Raw genomic sequence first — 16,063 nt, 5'->3', positions numbered from 1 at the left:
TCGACCGCGCTGACAAACAGTCTAGTTATTTTTAATAATACTTTCCATAATTATTTTCCGGCTTCTTCCTCCAACACCGCTATGATCGAACGGAAGCCCAGCTCGAGCACCGCTTCACGCCGGATGTCGGGCAGTGCGGCGCCCACGCCAGCGAGCCAGCCCGCATCGGCCTGGTCCGCTGACAGCCCGGGCGGCGCCAGCCGGCGCGCAGGTTCGGCAAAGTCCTCGATGTAGATAAGCCCCATAGCCTGGCTGGTCACCCAGGCCAACAACAGGGCCGCGCGCTGCTCGTCGAGCTGCAATGACTCCAGCACGTGCAGCAGCGGTGTCACGATACGCTGGTAGGCCGGAGTGGCCCGGCCTTCGATGGAAATCATGCGCAGTGCGACGGGGTAGCGCTGGCAGTGGCGGGCCAGCGCCCGCAGCCAGGCCAGCAACTCATCCTGCCAGGGGGCGCCACTGCGCAGGGCAGGCATGCGAAACAGCCCGAAGGTGTGGTCGGCTACCGATTGCAGCAGCTCGCTGGTGTTCGGGTAGTGGTTGTACAGCGACATGACCGGCACCTTGAGCTGCGCCGCGACGTCCGCCATGCTCACTTCATCGGGCGCAGCGTCCTCCAGCAGCAACAGCACCGCCTCGATGACTTTCTCGCGGCTGATCTTCGCGGGGCGACCGCGACGTCGAGGGGTTGGCACCGGACGCTGCACAGGCACGGGCTACTCCACCCGCATCCCATCCACCTTCTGGAACCCGCGCGGCAGCTTGTTGCCGCGCCGGCCGCGCTCACCGCGGTAATGTTCCAGCTCGGTGAACTTGAGGGTCAGGTGGCGCTTGCCTGCCTGAATCACCAGCGACTGGGCTTCATTGATGACCTGCACGGTCACCAGGAACTCTTCCCGTGCCTGCACGCGTGCCGAGGGAATACCCAGGATCTTGTTGCCCTTGCCGCGCGCCAGCTGGGGCAGGTCCGCCAGCGGGAACACCAGCAGGCGCCCTTCATTGGACAATGCGGCGACCCAGGCGCCCGCGTTCTCCGCCGGTACCGGCGAAGGCTGCAGTACGCGCCCCCCCTTGGGCAGGGACAACACACCCTTGCCCGCACGGTTCTTGGTTTGCAGATCGGAATACACGGCGACAAAACCGTAGCCGGCATCGCTGGCCAGCAGGAAGCGCTGCTGCTCATCCGCCAGCAACAGGCCTTCAAAAGTGGCCCCGGAAGGCGGGTTGATACGGCCGGTCACGGGTTCGCCCTGGCCGCGCGCCGAGGGCAGGTTGTGCGAAGCCAGCGTGTAGGCGCGGCCGGTGGAGTCGAGTATCACCGTGGGCTGGTTGCTGCGCCCGCGGGCGTCGAGCTTGAAGGCGTCGCCGGATTTGTAGCTCAGGCTTGCCGACTCCACCTCGTGGCCCTTGGCGGCACGGATCCAGCCTTTTTCCGACAGCACCACCGTAATCGGGTCGGCGCTCATCAGTTCCAGCTCGCTGAACGCACGTGCCTCGTCGCGGCTCTTGAGCGGCGAGCGGCGCTCATCGCCGTACTGCTCTGCGGCCGCCTGCAGCTCTTTGCGAATCAGGGTTTTCAGGCGGGCCTCGCTGCCCAGAATGAGCTGCAGTGAGTCACGCTCGGCGGCCAGCTCGTCCTGCTCACCGCGGATTTTCATTTCCTCCAGCTTCGCCAGGTTGCGCAGCTTCAACTCGAGGATCGATTCGGCCTGGGGATCACTGAGGCCAAACCGTGCCATCAATGCGACCTTGGGCTTGTCCTCGGTGCGGATGATGTGAATCACTTCGTCGATATTCAGGTAGGCGATCAGGTAGCCTTCCAGAATATGCAGGCGCTTGAGCACGCGCTCCAGCCGGTATTCCAGACGCCGGCGGACCGTTGCCGTGCGGAAGGCCAGCCACTCGCGCAGAATGCGGTCCAGTGACTTCACTGCGGGGCGGCCGTCAGTGCCGATCATGTTGAGGTTAACCCGGTAGGTTTTCTCCAGGTCGGTGGTGGCGAACAGGTGACTCATCAGCGCTTCACCGTCCACCCTGTTGGAGCGCGGCACTATCACCAACCGCGTCGGGTTTTCGTGGTCCGACTCATCGCGCAGGTCGGCCACCATAGGCAGCTTGCGCGCCTGCATCTGCGCCGCAATCTGCTCCAGCACGCGGGAACCCGATACCTGGTAGGGCAGGGCACGCACAATGATGTCGCTGCCTTCGCGCTCCCACACAGCGCGCATGCGCAGGCCGCCGCGCCCTGTGGCGTACAGGGCACGAATGTCTTCCCGAGGGGTGATGATCTCGGCTTCCGTGGGGAAATCAGGCGCCTGCACAAACTCGCAGAGTTCCTCCAGCGTGGCCCGCGGGGATTCCAGCAGGTGCACGGCGGCGCTCACCACCTCGCGCAGATTGTGCGGCGGGATATCGGTTGCCATACCCACCGCGATGCCGGTGGTGCCGTTGAGCAGCACATTGGGCACCTGCGCCGGCAACACGGAGGGCTCATCCATTGTGCCGTCGAAGTTCGGCACCCAGTCCACCGTGCCCTGGCCCAGCTCCCCCAACAGCACCTCAGCGTAGGCAGTCAGCCGCGACTCCGTGTAACGCATGGCAGCGAAGGACTTGGGATCGTCCGGCGAACCCCAGTTCCCCTGGCCATCCACCAGGGGGTAGCGGTAGCTGAAGTCCTGCGCCATGAGCACCATCGCCTCGTAGGCGGCGCTGTCACCGTGCGGGTGAAACTTGCCGATCACGTCGCCCACGGTGCGCGCGGATTTCTTGAACTTCGCCGTGGCCTTCAGGCCCAGCTCGCTCATGGCATAGACAATGCGCCGCTGAACCGGTTTCAGCCCGTCGCCGATGTGCGGCAGCGCGCGGTCGAGGATGACGTACATGGAGTAGTCCAGGTACGCTTTTTCCGTGTACTGATGCATCGAGACCTGCTCGATACCATCGTTGTCAATTTCCACTATGTCGGACATGCAAAAAAGCCTGTTTCCATGATCTCAGGAGTAACAGCTGCCGCCGCACATGGGTGCGGCTCCGGCGGCCGGAGCTCAGCGTTCGTGCGGGACGTTGCGTGTGGCAACCAGTTGCTCGTTGAGATTGACGATCGAATTGGCCATATCCACCAGCAGGCTGTGAATGGTGGCCGGGTTGTTGGCAATGAGGTCGGTGAACTGCTCCTTGCGCACTTTCACGACGGAGCAACGGGTGCGCGCGCGCACCGTGGCACTGCGGTCGGACTGGGTGAGCGCCGCCATGGCACCGAAAATTTCCCCTTCATTGATGCGGCCCACTACCACGTCGTCCACGAGCACGTCGGCGCTGCCGGCAGAGAGGTTGAACACGTAGTCGGCGCGCTCACCCTGCTGAATGATCACGTCACCCGGCTGGAATTCCTCGAAACCAGGCGTCGCCAGCCCTGATTCGGGGGTATTGGCCGCCGTGATACGCAGCATGAGGCCAGCATAAGTGACCAACAGGCGGGTCCACACCTTGGTGGCCGCCGTGTTACTGAACACTTTTTGCATGAGCTCCAGGCCTGGAAACGCGTAGAGGCTGGCACCGGCCTCACTGCCGTAAACCACCGCCATATTGGCGTTGCTGGTGCCAGCAATATCCGGCAGCAGGAGGTCGCCCTCGTCGAGCAGGTAGACCGTGCGGCCGAGGTAGCGGGCGGTGAGTGAACCGCTCTCGACGAGATAGAACCGGGTAGCATCGAAGCCGCGGAACGAGCCGTTGCGCACCGCCTCCACCTGTACCTGCACGGGCTGGATGTCGACACTTTCGATCAGCGCCGATACCAGTTCCTTGAACTGCTGGTTGAGGTGGGTAAAGTCGGGAGAAAGTTCAGCGTTTGCCAGCATCACCGTGCTCTTCGTCAGTCTTCGCAAGGCCGTGGGCCCGCCTTCGGCAGCCACACAGGCCTGCCCTGTCTGCCGGCGCCGCACAGCCCCCGCATACTACCAACTATTCAGGCACCGGAGAATCGCCAATGCAGCGATTTGTCGCCGGGGACAATGCCACCCGGGCTGCCGGGCATGCTAACATCGCCGCCTTTACTCTCGCGGATCGTACCACAGTGAAAATCAGCCAAGACACCGTTGTGACCTTTCATTATTCGCTGCAGAACACTGCCGGCGAAGAACTGGAATCCTCCCGAGGCGGCGACCCCAGCGCCTACCTGCACGGCGCCAACAACATTCTGCCGGCACTGGAAGCCGCGCTGGAGGGGTTGGAGGCCGGCGCGCAGACAGACATCGAGCTGGCACCCACAGACGCCTACGGCGAGCGCAGGGAGGGCCGCGAGCAGAAGGTGCCAGTAAAGCATCTGGTGTACCACGGCAAACTGCGGCCGGGGATGACCGTGCAGCTCAACACCAGCGACGGGCGCCACCCCGTCACCGTGCTCAAGGTGGGCCGCCACAGCGCGGAGATCGACACCAATCACCCGCTTGCCGGGCAATCACTGCGCTTTGAAATCGAGATCGTCGATGTGCGCGAAGCCAGCGCCGAGGAGCGCTCACACGGCCATGCGCACGGCGTCGGCGGGCATCACCACTGAGCGTGAACGGGCACTGGCACAACAGCCGGTTCGAGGCGCTGACGGCGGCTGAGCTCTACGCGGTGCTGCAGCTGCGCCAGGACATTTTCGTGGTCGAGCAGGCCTGCGTGTACCGCGACCTCGACGGCCTCGATGCCGGCAGCTGGCATATGCGCTGTGTGAGTGGCGAGCAGGTGCTCGCCTATCAGCGCTGCTTGCCGCCGGGTCTGAGTTACCCCGAGAGTTCGCTGGGGAGAATTGCCGTGCCTGCCAGTGCCCGCGGCACGGGCCTGGGCCGCGAGCTGGTGCAGCGAGGCATCGATTTCAACCTGGCCCAATGGCCGGACGCGGGCATTGCCATCGGCGCCCAGGCCTACCTGCGCAGCTTTTATGCCAGCCTGGGGTTTGTGGCCGCGGGCGAACCGTATCTGGAGGACGGCATCTTCCACATGCACATGCAGTTCAAGCCGGGCCAGATTCCAGCAGGAACGTCACCGGGCCATCATTGACCAGACTCACCTGCATATTGGCACCAAACTCACCGGCAGCCACGCCGGCATGACGCGCACGCAACTCGGCCAGCATCCACGCGTAGAACGCCTCGGCCTCGGCCGGCGCCATGGCGGTGGAGAAGCCCGGACGCAGGCCCTTGCCGGTATCCGCAGCGAGGGTAAACTGGGAAACCAGCAGCACCTCTCCACCCACGTCCGTCACGCTGCGGTTCATGCGCCCGTCCGCATCGGCGAAAATCCGGTAGTCGAGTATCCGCTGCAGCAGGCGCACCCCCGTCTCACGCTGATCGCCCTGCTCCAGCCCGAGAAACACCAGTAAACCGCTGCCGATTGCCCCGACACAGCGCTCACCCACGGTCACTCTGGCCGTGGTGACACGCTGCAGCAGGGCCTTCATGCCGCTGACCGCGCCTCAGGCACGGCCGGCACGACGCCGCTCGTGTTCCAGCAGCAGTTTCTTGCGCAGGCGAATGCTCTCTGGGGTGACTTCAACCAGCTCGTCGTCCTCGATGAATTCCAGGGCCTGCTCCAGGCTGTGGCGCACATGCGGGGTCAGCGTCAGCGCCTCATCCGTTCCGGATGCACGCACGTTGGTCAACTGCTTGCCCTTGATCGGGTTCACGGTGAGGTCGTTGCCACGACTGTGCAGACCGATGATCTGCCCTTCATACACTTCCACGTTGGGGCCGATATACAGGCGCCCGCGGTCCTGCAGGTTGAACAGGGAGTAGGCCAGTGTCTTGCCTTTCACCATGGACACCAGCACGCCGTTGCTGCGCTTGGCGATCTCCTGGTTCTTCACCGCACCGTAGTGGTCAAACACGTGGGTCAGAATGCCGCTGCCAGAGGTGAGGGTCAGGAACAGGCCGCGGAAACCGATCAGGCCGCGCGCAGGGATAATGAACTCCAGGCGTATCCGGCCCTTGCCGTCCGGCGTCATGTTTTCCAGTGAGGCGCGGCGCAGGCCCAGTTCTTCCATGATGGCACCCTGGTGCTGTTCCTCACAGTCGATCACCAGCTGCTCGTAAGGCTCCTGCATCACGCCATCGATTTCTTTCTGAATCACCTCGGGGCGCGAAACACCCAGCTCGAAGCCCTCGCGACGCATGCTTTCGATCAGCACCGAGAGGTGCAGTTCGCCGCGCCCGGACACCTTGAACTTGTCCGGCGAATCGCCCGGCTCAACCCGCAGCGCCACGTTGTGGATGAGTTCGCGTTCCAGGCGCTCCTTGATGTTGCGGGTCGTGACGAACTTGCCTTCGCGGCCGGCGAAGGGTGAATCGTTGACCTGGAACGTCATGCTCACGGTGGGCTCGTCCACGGTCAGCGGCGGCAGCGCCTCCACGGTGGCGGGGTCGCACAGCGTGTCGGAAATATTCAACCCCTCGATACCGGTCACACAGACAATGTCGCCGGCCGCGACGGACTGCACTTCGACGCGTTCAAGCCCCATGTAGCCCATTACCTGCAGCACGCGACCGTTGCGGGTTTTGCCTTCGCGGTCGATGACAGTCACCTGGGTGTTCGGCTTCAGGGTGCCGCGGGTTACGCGGCCAACGCCGATAACGCCGACATAGCTGTTGTAGTCCAGTGCGCTGATCTGCAGCTGCAGCGGCCCCTCGCGATCAACCGCGGGGGTGGGCACCTTCTCGATAATGGTCTCGAACAGCGGCTGCATGTCTTCCGCCATGGCCTCGTGGTCGAGGCCGGCGATGCCCTGAATGGCAGAGGCGAACACAATGGGGAAGTCGAGCTGCTCGTCGGTGGCGCCGAGGCGGTCAAACAGGTCGAAAACCTGGTCTACCACCCAGTCAGGACGCGCGCCGGGGCGGTCCACCTTGTTGATGACAACAATCGGGTTCAGGCCCTGCTCGAAGGCCTTGGAGGTCACAAAGCGGGTTTGTGGCATGGGGCCGTCTACCGCATCCACCAGCAACAGCACGGAATCCACCATGGAGAGTACGCGCTCGACTTCGCCGCCAAAATCGGCGTGTCCGGGCGTGTCCACGATGTTGATGCGGTAGTCGTTCCAGCGAATGGCCGTGTTCTTGGCCAGAATGGTGATGCCGCGCTCCCGCTCCTGGTCGTTGGAGTCCATGATGCGCTCGGCCCCTTCAGAGCGGCGATCAAGCGTTCCCGACTGATTCAGCAGGCAGTCCACGAGCGTGGTTTTGCCGTGGTCAACGTGGGCGATAATGGCGATGTTGCGAAGCTTCTCAATCAAGGGGAATTCCTCAAACCGGTCACACGGCAGCAAAAAAGGCGGCGGATTATACCTCAGCACCACAGCGAGCGCAGAATCCGTTTCCGGTGATAATGCGGTATTCAGCGGCGATACCGTGCTGGGCACCAGCACCGGACACCCGCAGCCGGATTGGGCTCAACACGCAGCGCACCAAAATAATGCACTAGTGCATCAAAATAGCGCATAGGTATAGCGCACCGCCAGGCCGGCAATGATAAACTGCGGCAAAACAGGGGCTTAGGCCCCTCAGAATTCTGGCATGGGTTTTGCTCTAAGGAATCCTGCCAAGATTCGCTGGCCGCTGACGGGGCGCTCGCAAGCAACCGCCGCACCAGGAACACGCACTGCGCCGAACACTGTGGCACGACTTTACACCCCATGGAGGAAATCCAATGTCAGAGCACACTCTGAACCTGATCAAGAATAGCGAAGCAAAATGGGTTGACCTGCGCTTCACGGACACCAAAGGCAAGGAACAGCACGTCACCCTGCCCGCAACCGCCGTGGACGATGATTTCTTTGAAGACGGCCAGATGTTCGATGGCTCCTCCATCGCCGGCTGGAAAGGCATCAACGAATCCGACATGATCCTGATGCCGGACGACAGCACTGCCGTTCTCGACCCGTTCACCGACGACACCACCGTTATCCTGCGCTGCGACATCGTCGAGCCCAGCACCATGCAGGGCTACGAGCGCGACCCGCGCTCAGTCGCCCACCGCGCCCAGGAATACCTGAAGACTACCGGCATCGGTGACACCGCATTCTTCGGCCCCGAGCCCGAGTTCTTCGTTTTCGACGACATCAAGTGGCACGCGGATATTTCCGGCGCCGGCTACGCCATCAGCTCATCCGAGGCAGCCTGGTCATCCAACCTGCATCAGGAAGACGGCAACACCGGTCACCGCCCGCGCGTAAAAGGCGGCTACTTCCCCGTACCTCCAGTCGACTCGTTGCACGACATCCGCGCAGCCATGTGCACCGCGATGGAGCAAATGGGACTGGGCATTGAAGTGCACCACCACGAAGTAGGCACTGCCGGCCAGTGCGAGATCGGCGTCAAGTTCAACACGCTGGTAAAAAAGGCGGACGAAGTCCAGATCCTTAAGTATTGTGTACACAACGTGGCACACGCCTACGGTAAAACGGCGACCTTCATGCCCAAGCCGCTTGTGGGCGACAACGGTTCCGGCATGCACGTGCACATGTCCATCTCCAAGGACGGCGTGAACACCTTTGCTGGTGACGGCTACTCCGGCCTGTCGGAAACTGCGCTGTACTACATTGGCGGCGTAATCAAGCACGCCAAGGCGCTGAACGCTTTCACCAACCCGGCGACCAACTCCTACAAGCGCCTCGTGCCTGGCTTTGAAGCGCCTGTGATGCTGGCCTACTCGGCCCGCAACCGCTCTGCATCAATTCGTATCCCCTACGTTGCCAGCCCCAAGGGCAAGCGCGTGGAAGTCCGTTTCCCCGACCCGGCAGCCAACCCCTACCTGGCGTTTGCAGCCCTGCTGATGGCCGGCCTGGACGGCATCCAGAACAAGATCCACCCCGGCGATGCCGCCGACAAGGATCTCTACGACCTGCCGCCCGAAGAAGGCAAGGCCATCCCCACCGTGTGCTCCAGCCTCAGCGAGGCCCTGAAGTCACTCGATGAGGACCGCAGCTTCCTGACCGCCGGCGGCGTGTTTACCGACGACATGATCGATGGCTACATCGACCTCAAGGCGTCGGACATCGAGCGCCTGAACATGACCACGCACCCGGTCGAGTTCGACATGTACTACTCCGTGTAAAGCACGGAATGCTGTTGCAAGGCCCGCCATGTGCGGGCCTTTTTTTTGCGCTGCTGCTGGCGCATCAGGCGTAGGGCGCCCGGGAAATTTCTGCTAAGGTTGTTTCACGTTGTCGCTTGCGAGGCCCACCGCCGATGATTCGTTTCCTCCTGTTATTGTCACTGCTGCTCTCAACCACCGTGCAGGCCAGCCAGCCCATCTACAAATCCACCGATGCCCAGGGCAATGTTGTCTACACCGACAAGCCCCCCGCGGAAGGCACCAACCGGGAAGAGGTGAAATTACAGCGCCTGAACACACAGCCGGCCCCCGAGATGCGCAGCACGCCGCCGGCGCCGGCACGCAGCAGCGCGGCAGCGGTGACCGCTGAACGGGACGTCACCATCACCTCGCCTGCGGACCAGGCCGTCATCCCCATGGGGCAGCAGGGCGACTTCGCCGTGGAAGCCACGACGACACCACCACTCGGCGCCGGCGAGGCGCTGCAACTGCAGATCGATGGTACGCCCGCGGGCGAGCCCCAGGCCAGCGGTCGCTGGGCCCTGACCAACGTGCTGCGCGGTGGCCACGAGCTGAGCGTGGTGCGTCTGGGTGCCGACGGCACCGAACTGGCGCGCTCCGCTTCGATCTACGTACAGGTGATGCGCCCCTACAACATCCAGAACCGCAACTAGCCTCAGGCTGGACAACGCCGCCCCTCCGTGCACTATAATGGTGCAATTCATTCGTGCGCGCAGAATGAAGGACACGGTGCCCTGCCGAGATTCGCGGCCACACGCGTTCAGCACGCATGAAGTGAGCGCATACTTACCCTGAAACATCAATTTTACTGCGCACACATGGGTGAAGTAAGCCCTTGAGGCAAGTTGGCGTCATTCTTGCTTTGCCAACAGGCGTACCGCGCTCAGGCGGTCAATCATGGGGCAGGCATGCAGCAGAAACCCGACATTCTGGACCACATCAGCACCGGCGTCATCGCCCTGGATGCGCAGCTGCGCCTGACGGCCATCAACTCCGCTGCCGAAGTGCTGCTGGAGGCTTCGGCCACGCGGGTCATGGGCGCACATGCCAGCCTCCTGGTCCTGCAGGCTGAAGAGCTGCTGGAAACCCTGAAGCACGCGCGCAGCACCCGTGCGACCCTCGCACGCCGCGGTATGTTGCTGACCACACACAGCGGCCAGGAAGTACAGATCGACCTGATTGTCACCGCCATCCAGGGGGAGCAGGCTGACAGCCTCGTGCTGGAGCTGATCCCGGTCGACCGGCTGCAGCGCATCAGCCGCGAAGAGAGCATGTTGCACGCGCAGGAAACCACCCGCGCGGTGATTCGCGGCCTGGCGCACGAAATCAAAAATCCGCTGGGCGGGGTGCGCGGTGCCGCCCAGTTGCTGGCCAAGGAGCTGCCCAACGAGGAGCTGGCCGAATACACACGTATCATCATCCGCGAAGCGGATCGCCTGCGCGACCTGGTCGATCGGCTGCTCGGCCCCAATCAGCGGCTGGCCATCGAGCCGGTCAATATTCACGAAATCATCGAGCATGTGCGCAACCTGATTGCAGCCGAGGTGAACAACGCGGTGACCATCAACCGCGACTACGATCCCAGCCTGCCACCGCTGCCGGTCGACCGCGCGCAGCTCATTCAGGCGGTGCTGAATATCATGCGCAATGCCTTGCAGGCGGCGGCTTCACCGGAGGCGTGCACGATTCTCCTGCGCACACGGTCGCAGCGCCAGTTCACTATCGGCGGTCACCGCCACCGCCTGGTCTGCCGTGTGGATATTATCGACAACGGGCCGGGCATTCCCGCCGAAATACAGCAGGCGATTTTTGTGCCCATGGTGACAGGCAGGCCCGATGGCACCGGACTGGGGCTCTCCATCGCCCAGTCCATCGTCAACCGCCACGGCGGCCTGCTGGAATGTGCCAGCGAGCCGGGCAACACACGTTTTACCCTCTATTTACCAATGGAACAGAGCCATGCAGAGACACGCTAAAGTCTGGGTCGTGGATGACGACAGCTCTATTCGCTGGGTGCTGGAACGCGCGCTCAGCCAGGCCGGCATCGACAACGAGAGCTTTTCCGATGGCGACCAACTCATCGAACGCATGCTTTCGGAGCGGCCGGACGTCATCATCAGCGACATCCGCATGCCCGGCATCGACGGCCTCGACCTGCTGACACGCATCAACGACGAGCACCCGGAGCTACCGGTCATCATCACCACCGCCCACTCGGACCTGGAAAGCGCCGTTGCCTCTTACCAGCGCGGCGCTTTCGAATACCTGCCCAAGCCTTTTGATATTGACGAGGTGGTGGCCATTACCGAGCGCGCGCTCGCCCAGGCGCGGGAAAAACGCGGCGAAATGTCGCTGCCCGAGGCGCTGCCGGAAACCGAAATCATCGGCGAGGCACCGGCTATGCAGGAGGTGTTTCGGGCCATCGGGCGCCTGGCGCAAAGCAATATTACCGTGCTGATCAACGGCGAATCCGGCACCGGCAAGGAACTGGTCGCGCGCGCGCTGCACCGCCACAGCCCCAGGGCCCAGCGTCCGTTCATCGCCCTGAACATGGCGGCCATTCCCCGGGACCTGATGGAGTCCGAGCTGTTCGGCCATGAAAAGGGTGCCTTCACCGGCGCCAACAGCAAGCGGGAAGGGCGCTTCGAGCAGGCCAATGGCGGCACCCTGTTCCTCGATGAAATTGGCGATATGCCGGCGGAGACCCAGACCCGCCTGCTGCGGGTGCTGGCCGATGGCGAGTTCTACCGGGTGGGCGGACATACCTCGGTGAAGGTGGACGTGCGTATTATCGCCGCCACCCACCAGGACCTTGAGGAGCGCGTGCAGCGCGGTGACTTCCGTGAGGACCTGTTCCACCGTCTGAACGTTATCCGCATCCACATTCCGCGGCTGGCGGAGCGCCGGGAAGACATACCGCGACTGATGAAATTCTTCTTCCGCAAGGCCGCAGAAGAGCTCGGCGGGGAGCCGAAAATTCTGCTGCCCGACACCGAGCGTTTCCTCATCGCACTCGCCTGGCCCGGCAACGTGCGCCAACTGGAGAACACCTGTCGCTGGCTGACCGTGATGGCGTCAGGACGCGAGATTCACCTGCGCGACCTGCCGCCGGAGCTGGGCAAAGTCGCCACACCCGTCGCCGGTGGCACCTCGTCGCAGTGGAACGAGCAGCTCGGGCAATGGGCGCGCAAGGAACTGCAGCAGGGCAAGCACCACATCCTGCGCCAGGCGGTACCGATGTTCGAGCGGGCGATGATTGAAGTGGCGCTGGCGCAGACCCAGGGCCGCAAACGCGATGCGGCTGAACTGCTGGGCTGGGGCCGCAACACCCTCACCCGCAAAATGAAAGATCTGGATATGAGCGACTGAGGGACGGCATACTGCGCGCATGCTGAATATCGTCCTGTACGAACCGGAAATTCCACCGAATACCGGCAACATCATTCGTTTATGCGCCAACACGGGCTGTCAACTGCACCTGATTGAGCCACTGGGCTTCGAGTTGGATGATCGCCGGCTACGGCGCGCAGGCCTGGATTACCGCGAGTTCACCAACGTCTGCGTGCACCCCACCCTGGACGCCCTGCGCAGCAGCCTGCCGCAATCGCGCCTGCTGGCGGTGAGCACGCGAGGCACCACACCGTACCACCAGGCACAATTCCGCGCCGGCGATGCCATTCTGTTGGGGCCTGAAACCCGGGGGTTGCCGCAGACGCTGCTGGCATCGCTGCCAGCAGAACAGGTGTTGCGCATACCCATGCGCGCAGACAGCCGCAGCCTCAACCTGAGCAATGCGGCGGCCATTCTGTGCTACGAGGGCTTGCGCCAGCTGGGATTTCCCGGGCTGGCATAGGCGGTGCGAGGGGGATGGTCGGCCACACCCGCCAGGGCGTGGCCGGCGTACTGCTTAGTGTTCCGTGGCGCTCGCGGTCCCTGCAGCCGGTGCCTCACCCTGCTCCTGTGAGCGCGCCAGCGCCTGCATATACAGGCCGTCGAAGTTCACCGGAGCGAGCATGACCGGGGGAAAGCCGCCCTTCACACACAGCGAATCGATGTTTTCGCGGGCGTAAGGGAACAGGATATTCGGCGCAGCGGTCGCCAACACCCGGCGCAGGTTCTCGCCGTCAAAACCCTTGATCAGGAAAATACCCGCCTGCTGGATTTCCACCAGAAACGCGGTTTCCTCTTCCATTTTGGCCGTGACCGTAATCGTCAACACCACTTCATAGTTGCCATTTTCGTCGATGGCATCGCTCTTGGTGTTGAGGTCGACATTGACCTTCGGCTGCCACTGCTTGCGAAACACGCCGGGGCTGGCCGGTGATTCAAAGGACAGATCCTTGTTGTAAATACGCTGCAACACAAACTGCTGTTGTACCGCTTCATCTGCGGCGCCTGCTGCGGGTGCTTGTTCATCGGCCATTGAGCCGTCCTCCATCGGGTTGTGTTAACGGCCGGGAGCGGGTTGCGCCTGGGCCAATAGTGAATCGAGACGGCCCTGGCGCTCCAGCGCCACCAGCTCGTCGCAGCCGCCGACGTGTACGTCGCCGACCCAAACTTGCGGTACCGTGTGGCGCCCACTCAGGCGCTCCATCTCGGCGCGTTTGGCGCGGTCGCCATCCACCGGGATGTCGAGAAATTCCACGCCCTTGCCCGTCAGCAGACTGCGCGCACGCACGCAGTAGGGGCAGAAGCGAGTCGTGTAAAGCGTCACCAGCGCAGTCATGGCGGGTGCCTATTTGACCGTGGGCAGCTGCAGGTTGCTCCACTCCAGCATGCCGCCGCCCATCTTGTAGACCTTCTCATACCCGGCGGCCTTGAGCTGCTTGCCCGCGGAAGCCGCAGTCTGGCCCATCTTGCATACCAGGATCACAGGGCGCTGCCGGTACTTGCCCAGCTCGTCCATGCGCGCCGGCAGCTTGGCCGCTGGTATGTTCAGCGCATCGACAATGTGCCCGCTCTTGAAGTCCGCGGCATCGCGCAGGTCGACAAAGATGCCCTCTTCCGCGTTCACCAGCGTGATGGCCTGCTGCGGGGTGAGTGCGGGGCCGGACTTGCGCGCCTCGTGCATCACCAGCATGACGACAACCGCCAGCAGTGCGGCAAAAAGCACCCACTGCTGCATAAAGAATTCAATAAACAGGGCCATAACCGTGTCGCGTGCTCACCTGTGAGATTACGTTCGAACGCCGGCCCGTGCGCGAGTTGCACCAAACACCGGCGGGCGGGCTGCAGAAAAGGCAGCAAGTATACAGGCTATGCCCGGCGGCAACCAGCCACCCCTGAAAGCCCCCTGGCGCGGGTCGGGTCGCCGGGGGCGATGCGATTCCCCCGTCGACAGGGTAGAATGGCCAGCCCCGGCCACACGCGTCCACCGGAGCACGGATTGAGCATGAGCAACGCCCGCAAGACACCTACCGTACTGATCATTCTCGACGGCTGGGGCCACCGCGAAGAGGCCCGCGACAACGCCATCGTGCAGGCCAACACGCCAGTCTGGGACCGGCTCTGGCGCGATGCTCCGCACACGCTGGTCTCGGGCTCGGGGCTGGACGTCGGTCTGCCGGCGGGCCAGATGGGCAATTCCGAGGTGGGCCACATGAGCCTGGGCTCGGGCCGGGTGATCTACCAGAATATCACCCGCATCGACCAGGCCATTGCCGACGGCAGTTTCGACCGCAACCCGGCCTACACCAGTGCCATCGACGCCGCGGTTACCCGTGGCGGCGCGGTGCATGTATTGGGGCTGCTTTCGCCCGGCGGTGTGCACAGCCACGAAGACCAGATTCTCGCCGCCGTGCGCCTCGCCGCCGCGCGAGGCGCCAGCCGGGTTTATCTGCACGCCTTCCTCGACGGGCGGGATACCCCGCCGCGCAGCGCCGAGGCGTCGCTGGCTCGGGCCGAGGCGCTGCTTGACGAGCTGGGCTGTGGCCGCGTGGCGAGTATCGTCGGGCGCTACTATGCAATGGATCGCGACAACCGCTGGGAGCGCATTGAGCAGGCGTGGCAACTCCTTACCACTGGCAGTGCCGCACACCGCGCGCCCAACGCGCAGGCTGGCCTGGCGGCGGCCTATGGCCGGGACGAGAACGACGAATTCGTGTTGCCCACCGCCGTGGCAACAGAAGGCGACGACAGTGCCGCGATTCGCGATGGCGACTGCGTACTGTTCATGAACTTCCGCTCCGACCGTGCGCGCCAACTCACCCGCGCTTTCACCGACCCCGCCTTTGACGGTTTCGAGCGGGGCCACGTGCCGCAGCTCGCCGGCTTCGTCACGACCACCGAGTACGCCGCGGATATCGACGCACCCTGCGCGTTTCCGCCCGAGCACCTCGACAACGTGCTCGGCGCCTACCTGGCCCAGCAGGGCAAAACCCAGCTGCGCATAGCCGAGACCGAAAAATACGCCCACGTCACGTTCTTTTTCAGTGGCGGACGGGAAGATACATTCCCGGGCGAAGAACGCATCATGGTGCCTTCGCCAGACGTTGCCACCTACGACCTCAAGCCCGAGATGAGTGCGCCCGAAGTGACCGACAAACTGGTGGAGGCTATCCACAGTGGCCGCTACGACTTCATCGTCTGCAACTACGCCAACGGTGACATGGTGGGCCACACCGGCATATTTGCCGCGGCGGTCAAGGCCGTGGAAGCGCTGGACACCTGCCTGGGGCGGGTGGAGGCCGCTTTGCTGGAGGCGGGAGGGCAAGCCCTGGTGACCGCCGATCACGGTAACTGCGAGCAGATGCTCGACTACGAGTCCGGCCAATTGCATACCCAGCACACCACTGAGCATGTACCCCTGGTGTACATCGGCGAGCGGCCCTGTGAACTGGACGCGGCCGGCGGCATCCTGGCGGACATCGCTCCCACCCTGCTGAGCCTCATGGACCTTGCGCAACCGGCAGAAATGACCGGGCACAGCCTGGCCGACTGCAAGGCGTAGGGC

16 protein-coding genes are annotated in these 16,063 nt (G+C 63.4%); 8 read left to right on the top strand and 8 right to left on the bottom strand.

The window, feature by feature from the left end; genetic code table 11:
• Positions 1–50: 50 nt before the first annotated feature.
• From G533_RS0114605 to G533_RS0114595, 3 genes are all read right to left on the bottom strand, one after another.
• Positions 51–713, bottom strand: a complete 663-nt coding sequence (locus tag G533_RS0114605; RefSeq protein WP_027950596.1) for a TetR/AcrR family transcriptional regulator — start codon at positions 711–713, stop codon at positions 51–53.
• A gap of 3 nt (positions 714–716) precedes the next feature.
• Positions 717–2,969 (bottom strand): DNA topoisomerase IV subunit A, encoded by a 2,253-nt coding sequence (gene parC / locus G533_RS0114600; RefSeq protein ID WP_027950595.1) that lies wholly within the window; start codon positions 2,967–2,969, stop codon positions 717–719.
• A gap of 75 nt (positions 2,970–3,044) precedes the next feature.
• A complete protein-coding gene (locus G533_RS0114595; RefSeq protein ID WP_240472451.1) occupies positions 3,045–3,884 on the bottom strand; it encodes a cyclic nucleotide-binding domain-containing protein in 840 nt (279 codons plus the stop codon).
• Positions 3,885–3,985: 101 nt separating this feature from the next.
• Between G533_RS0114595 and G533_RS0114590 the strand changes: the two genes are divergently transcribed.
• Both G533_RS0114590 and G533_RS22185 read left to right on the top strand, forming a co-directional pair.
• Positions 3,986–4,555, top strand: a complete 570-nt coding sequence (locus G533_RS0114590) for an FKBP-type peptidyl-prolyl cis-trans isomerase (protein ID WP_338035407.1) — start codon at positions 3,986–3,988, stop codon at positions 4,553–4,555.
• Between the two features lie 2 nt (positions 4,556–4,557).
• Entirely contained in the window at positions 4,558–5,043 is a 486-nt protein-coding gene (locus G533_RS22185) for a GNAT family N-acetyltransferase (RefSeq protein ID WP_051230406.1), read from the top strand.
• Here the strand turns inward: G533_RS22185 and dtd are convergent.
• Both dtd and typA read right to left on the bottom strand, forming a co-directional pair.
• The gene (dtd, locus tag G533_RS0114580) at positions 4,997–5,443 is read right to left on the bottom strand and encodes a D-aminoacyl-tRNA deacylase (protein WP_027950592.1); all 447 of its coding nucleotides are present in this window, start codon (positions 5,441–5,443) and stop codon (positions 4,997–4,999) included. The genes G533_RS22185 and dtd overlap by 47 nt on opposite strands.
• A gap of 15 nt (positions 5,444–5,458) precedes the next feature.
• The gene (gene typA / locus G533_RS0114575; RefSeq protein ID WP_027950591.1) at positions 5,459–7,270 is read right to left on the bottom strand and encodes a translational GTPase TypA; all 1,812 of its coding nucleotides are present in this window, start codon (positions 7,268–7,270) and stop codon (positions 5,459–5,461) included.
• 413 nt (positions 7,271–7,683) lie between these two features.
• On the opposite strand from typA, the gene glnA reads away from it, so the two are divergent.
• The 5 genes from glnA (at position 7,684) to trmL (ending at position 12,964) form a co-directional block, all read left to right on the top strand.
• Positions 7,684–9,090, top strand: a complete 1,407-nt coding sequence (gene glnA / locus G533_RS0114570) for a glutamate--ammonia ligase (RefSeq protein ID WP_027950590.1) — start codon at positions 7,684–7,686, stop codon at positions 9,088–9,090.
• Positions 9,091–9,224: 134 nt separating this feature from the next.
• Positions 9,225–9,764, top strand: coding sequence for a DUF4124 domain-containing protein (locus tag G533_RS22180; protein WP_051230403.1), 540 nt, complete (start codon positions 9,225–9,227; stop codon positions 9,762–9,764).
• Between the two features lie 255 nt (positions 9,765–10,019).
• The gene (gene glnL / locus G533_RS0114560; protein ID WP_027950589.1) at positions 10,020–11,087 is read left to right on the top strand and encodes a nitrogen regulation protein NR(II); all 1,068 of its coding nucleotides are present in this window, start codon (positions 10,020–10,022) and stop codon (positions 11,085–11,087) included.
• On the top strand, positions 11,071–12,480 hold the full coding sequence (glnG, locus tag G533_RS0114555) for a nitrogen regulation protein NR(I) (protein WP_027950588.1): 1,410 nt from the start codon (positions 11,071–11,073) through the stop codon (positions 12,478–12,480). The genes glnL and glnG overlap by 17 nt, the downstream gene beginning before the upstream one ends.
• Before the next feature lie 19 nt (positions 12,481–12,499).
• Positions 12,500–12,964: a tRNA (uridine(34)/cytosine(34)/5-carboxymethylaminomethyluridine(34)-2'-O)-methyltransferase TrmL gene (trmL, locus tag G533_RS0114550; RefSeq protein WP_027950587.1), complete on the top strand. Its 465-nt coding sequence runs from the start codon at positions 12,500–12,502 to the stop codon at positions 12,962–12,964.
• Between the two features lie 54 nt (positions 12,965–13,018).
• Here the strand turns inward: trmL and secB are convergent, their stop codons facing one another.
• From secB to G533_RS0114535, 3 genes are read right to left on the bottom strand one after another with little or no spacing between them, the layout of a single operon-like run.
• Entirely contained in the window at positions 13,019–13,534 is a 516-nt protein-coding gene (gene secB / locus G533_RS0114545) for a protein-export chaperone SecB (protein WP_027950586.1), read from the bottom strand.
• A gap of 24 nt (positions 13,535–13,558) precedes the next feature.
• Positions 13,559–13,837, bottom strand: coding sequence for a glutaredoxin 3 (gene grxC / locus G533_RS0114540; protein ID WP_027950585.1), 279 nt, complete (start codon positions 13,835–13,837; stop codon positions 13,559–13,561).
• A gap of 9 nt (positions 13,838–13,846) precedes the next feature.
• Positions 13,847–14,260 (bottom strand): rhodanese-like domain-containing protein, encoded by a 414-nt coding sequence (locus G533_RS0114535; protein WP_027950584.1) that lies wholly within the window; start codon positions 14,258–14,260, stop codon positions 13,847–13,849.
• Between the two features lie 243 nt (positions 14,261–14,503).
• On the opposite strand from G533_RS0114535, the gene gpmI reads away from it, so the two are divergent.
• On the top strand, positions 14,504–16,060 hold the full coding sequence (gpmI, locus tag G533_RS0114530; RefSeq protein ID WP_027950583.1) for a 2,3-bisphosphoglycerate-independent phosphoglycerate mutase: 1,557 nt from the start codon (positions 14,504–14,506) through the stop codon (positions 16,058–16,060).
• The last annotated feature ends 3 nt before the right edge of the window (positions 16,061–16,063 follow it).

Origin of the sequence: Haliea salexigens DSM 19537 (assembly GCF_000423125.1) — a bacterium.
In the GTDB taxonomy this organism is placed as follows: domain Bacteria; phylum Pseudomonadota; class Gammaproteobacteria; order Pseudomonadales; family Halieaceae; genus Haliea; species Haliea salexigens.
Note: the sequence above shows the minus strand (reverse complement) of the source record. Positions and strands in the feature narration are given on the sequence as shown.

What these genes read in the sequence shown, in the direction of transcription:
- parC (WP_027950595.1), bottom strand. Translation starts at nt 2,969, where the DNA reads ATGTCCGACATAGTGGAAATTGACAACGATGGTATCGAGCAGGTCTCG.
- G533_RS0114590 (WP_338035407.1), top strand. Translation starts at nt 3,986, where the DNA reads ATGCAGCGATTTGTCGCCGGGGACAATGCCACCCGGGCTGCCGGGCAT.
- dtd (WP_027950592.1), bottom strand. Translation starts at nt 5,443, where the DNA reads ATGAAGGCCCTGCTGCAGCGTGTCACCACGGCCAGAGTGACCGTGGGT.
- glnA (WP_027950590.1), top strand. Translation starts at nt 7,684, where the DNA reads ATGTCAGAGCACACTCTGAACCTGATCAAGAATAGCGAAGCAAAATGG.
- G533_RS22180 (WP_051230403.1), top strand. Translation starts at nt 9,225, where the DNA reads ATGATTCGTTTCCTCCTGTTATTGTCACTGCTGCTCTCAACCACCGTG.
- glnL (WP_027950589.1), top strand. Translation starts at nt 10,020, where the DNA reads ATGCAGCAGAAACCCGACATTCTGGACCACATCAGCACCGGCGTCATC.
- glnG (WP_027950588.1), top strand. Translation starts at nt 11,071, where the DNA reads ATGCAGAGACACGCTAAAGTCTGGGTCGTGGATGACGACAGCTCTATT.
- trmL (WP_027950587.1), top strand. Translation starts at nt 12,500, where the DNA reads ATGCTGAATATCGTCCTGTACGAACCGGAAATTCCACCGAATACCGGC.
- secB (WP_027950586.1), bottom strand. Translation starts at nt 13,534, where the DNA reads ATGGCCGATGAACAAGCACCCGCAGCAGGCGCCGCAGATGAAGCGGTA.
- grxC (WP_027950585.1), bottom strand. Translation starts at nt 13,837, where the DNA reads ATGACTGCGCTGGTGACGCTTTACACGACTCGCTTCTGCCCCTACTGC.
- G533_RS0114535 (WP_027950584.1), bottom strand. Translation starts at nt 14,260, where the DNA reads ATGGCCCTGTTTATTGAATTCTTTATGCAGCAGTGGGTGCTTTTTGCC.
- gpmI (WP_027950583.1), top strand. Translation starts at nt 14,504, where the DNA reads ATGAGCAACGCCCGCAAGACACCTACCGTACTGATCATTCTCGACGGC.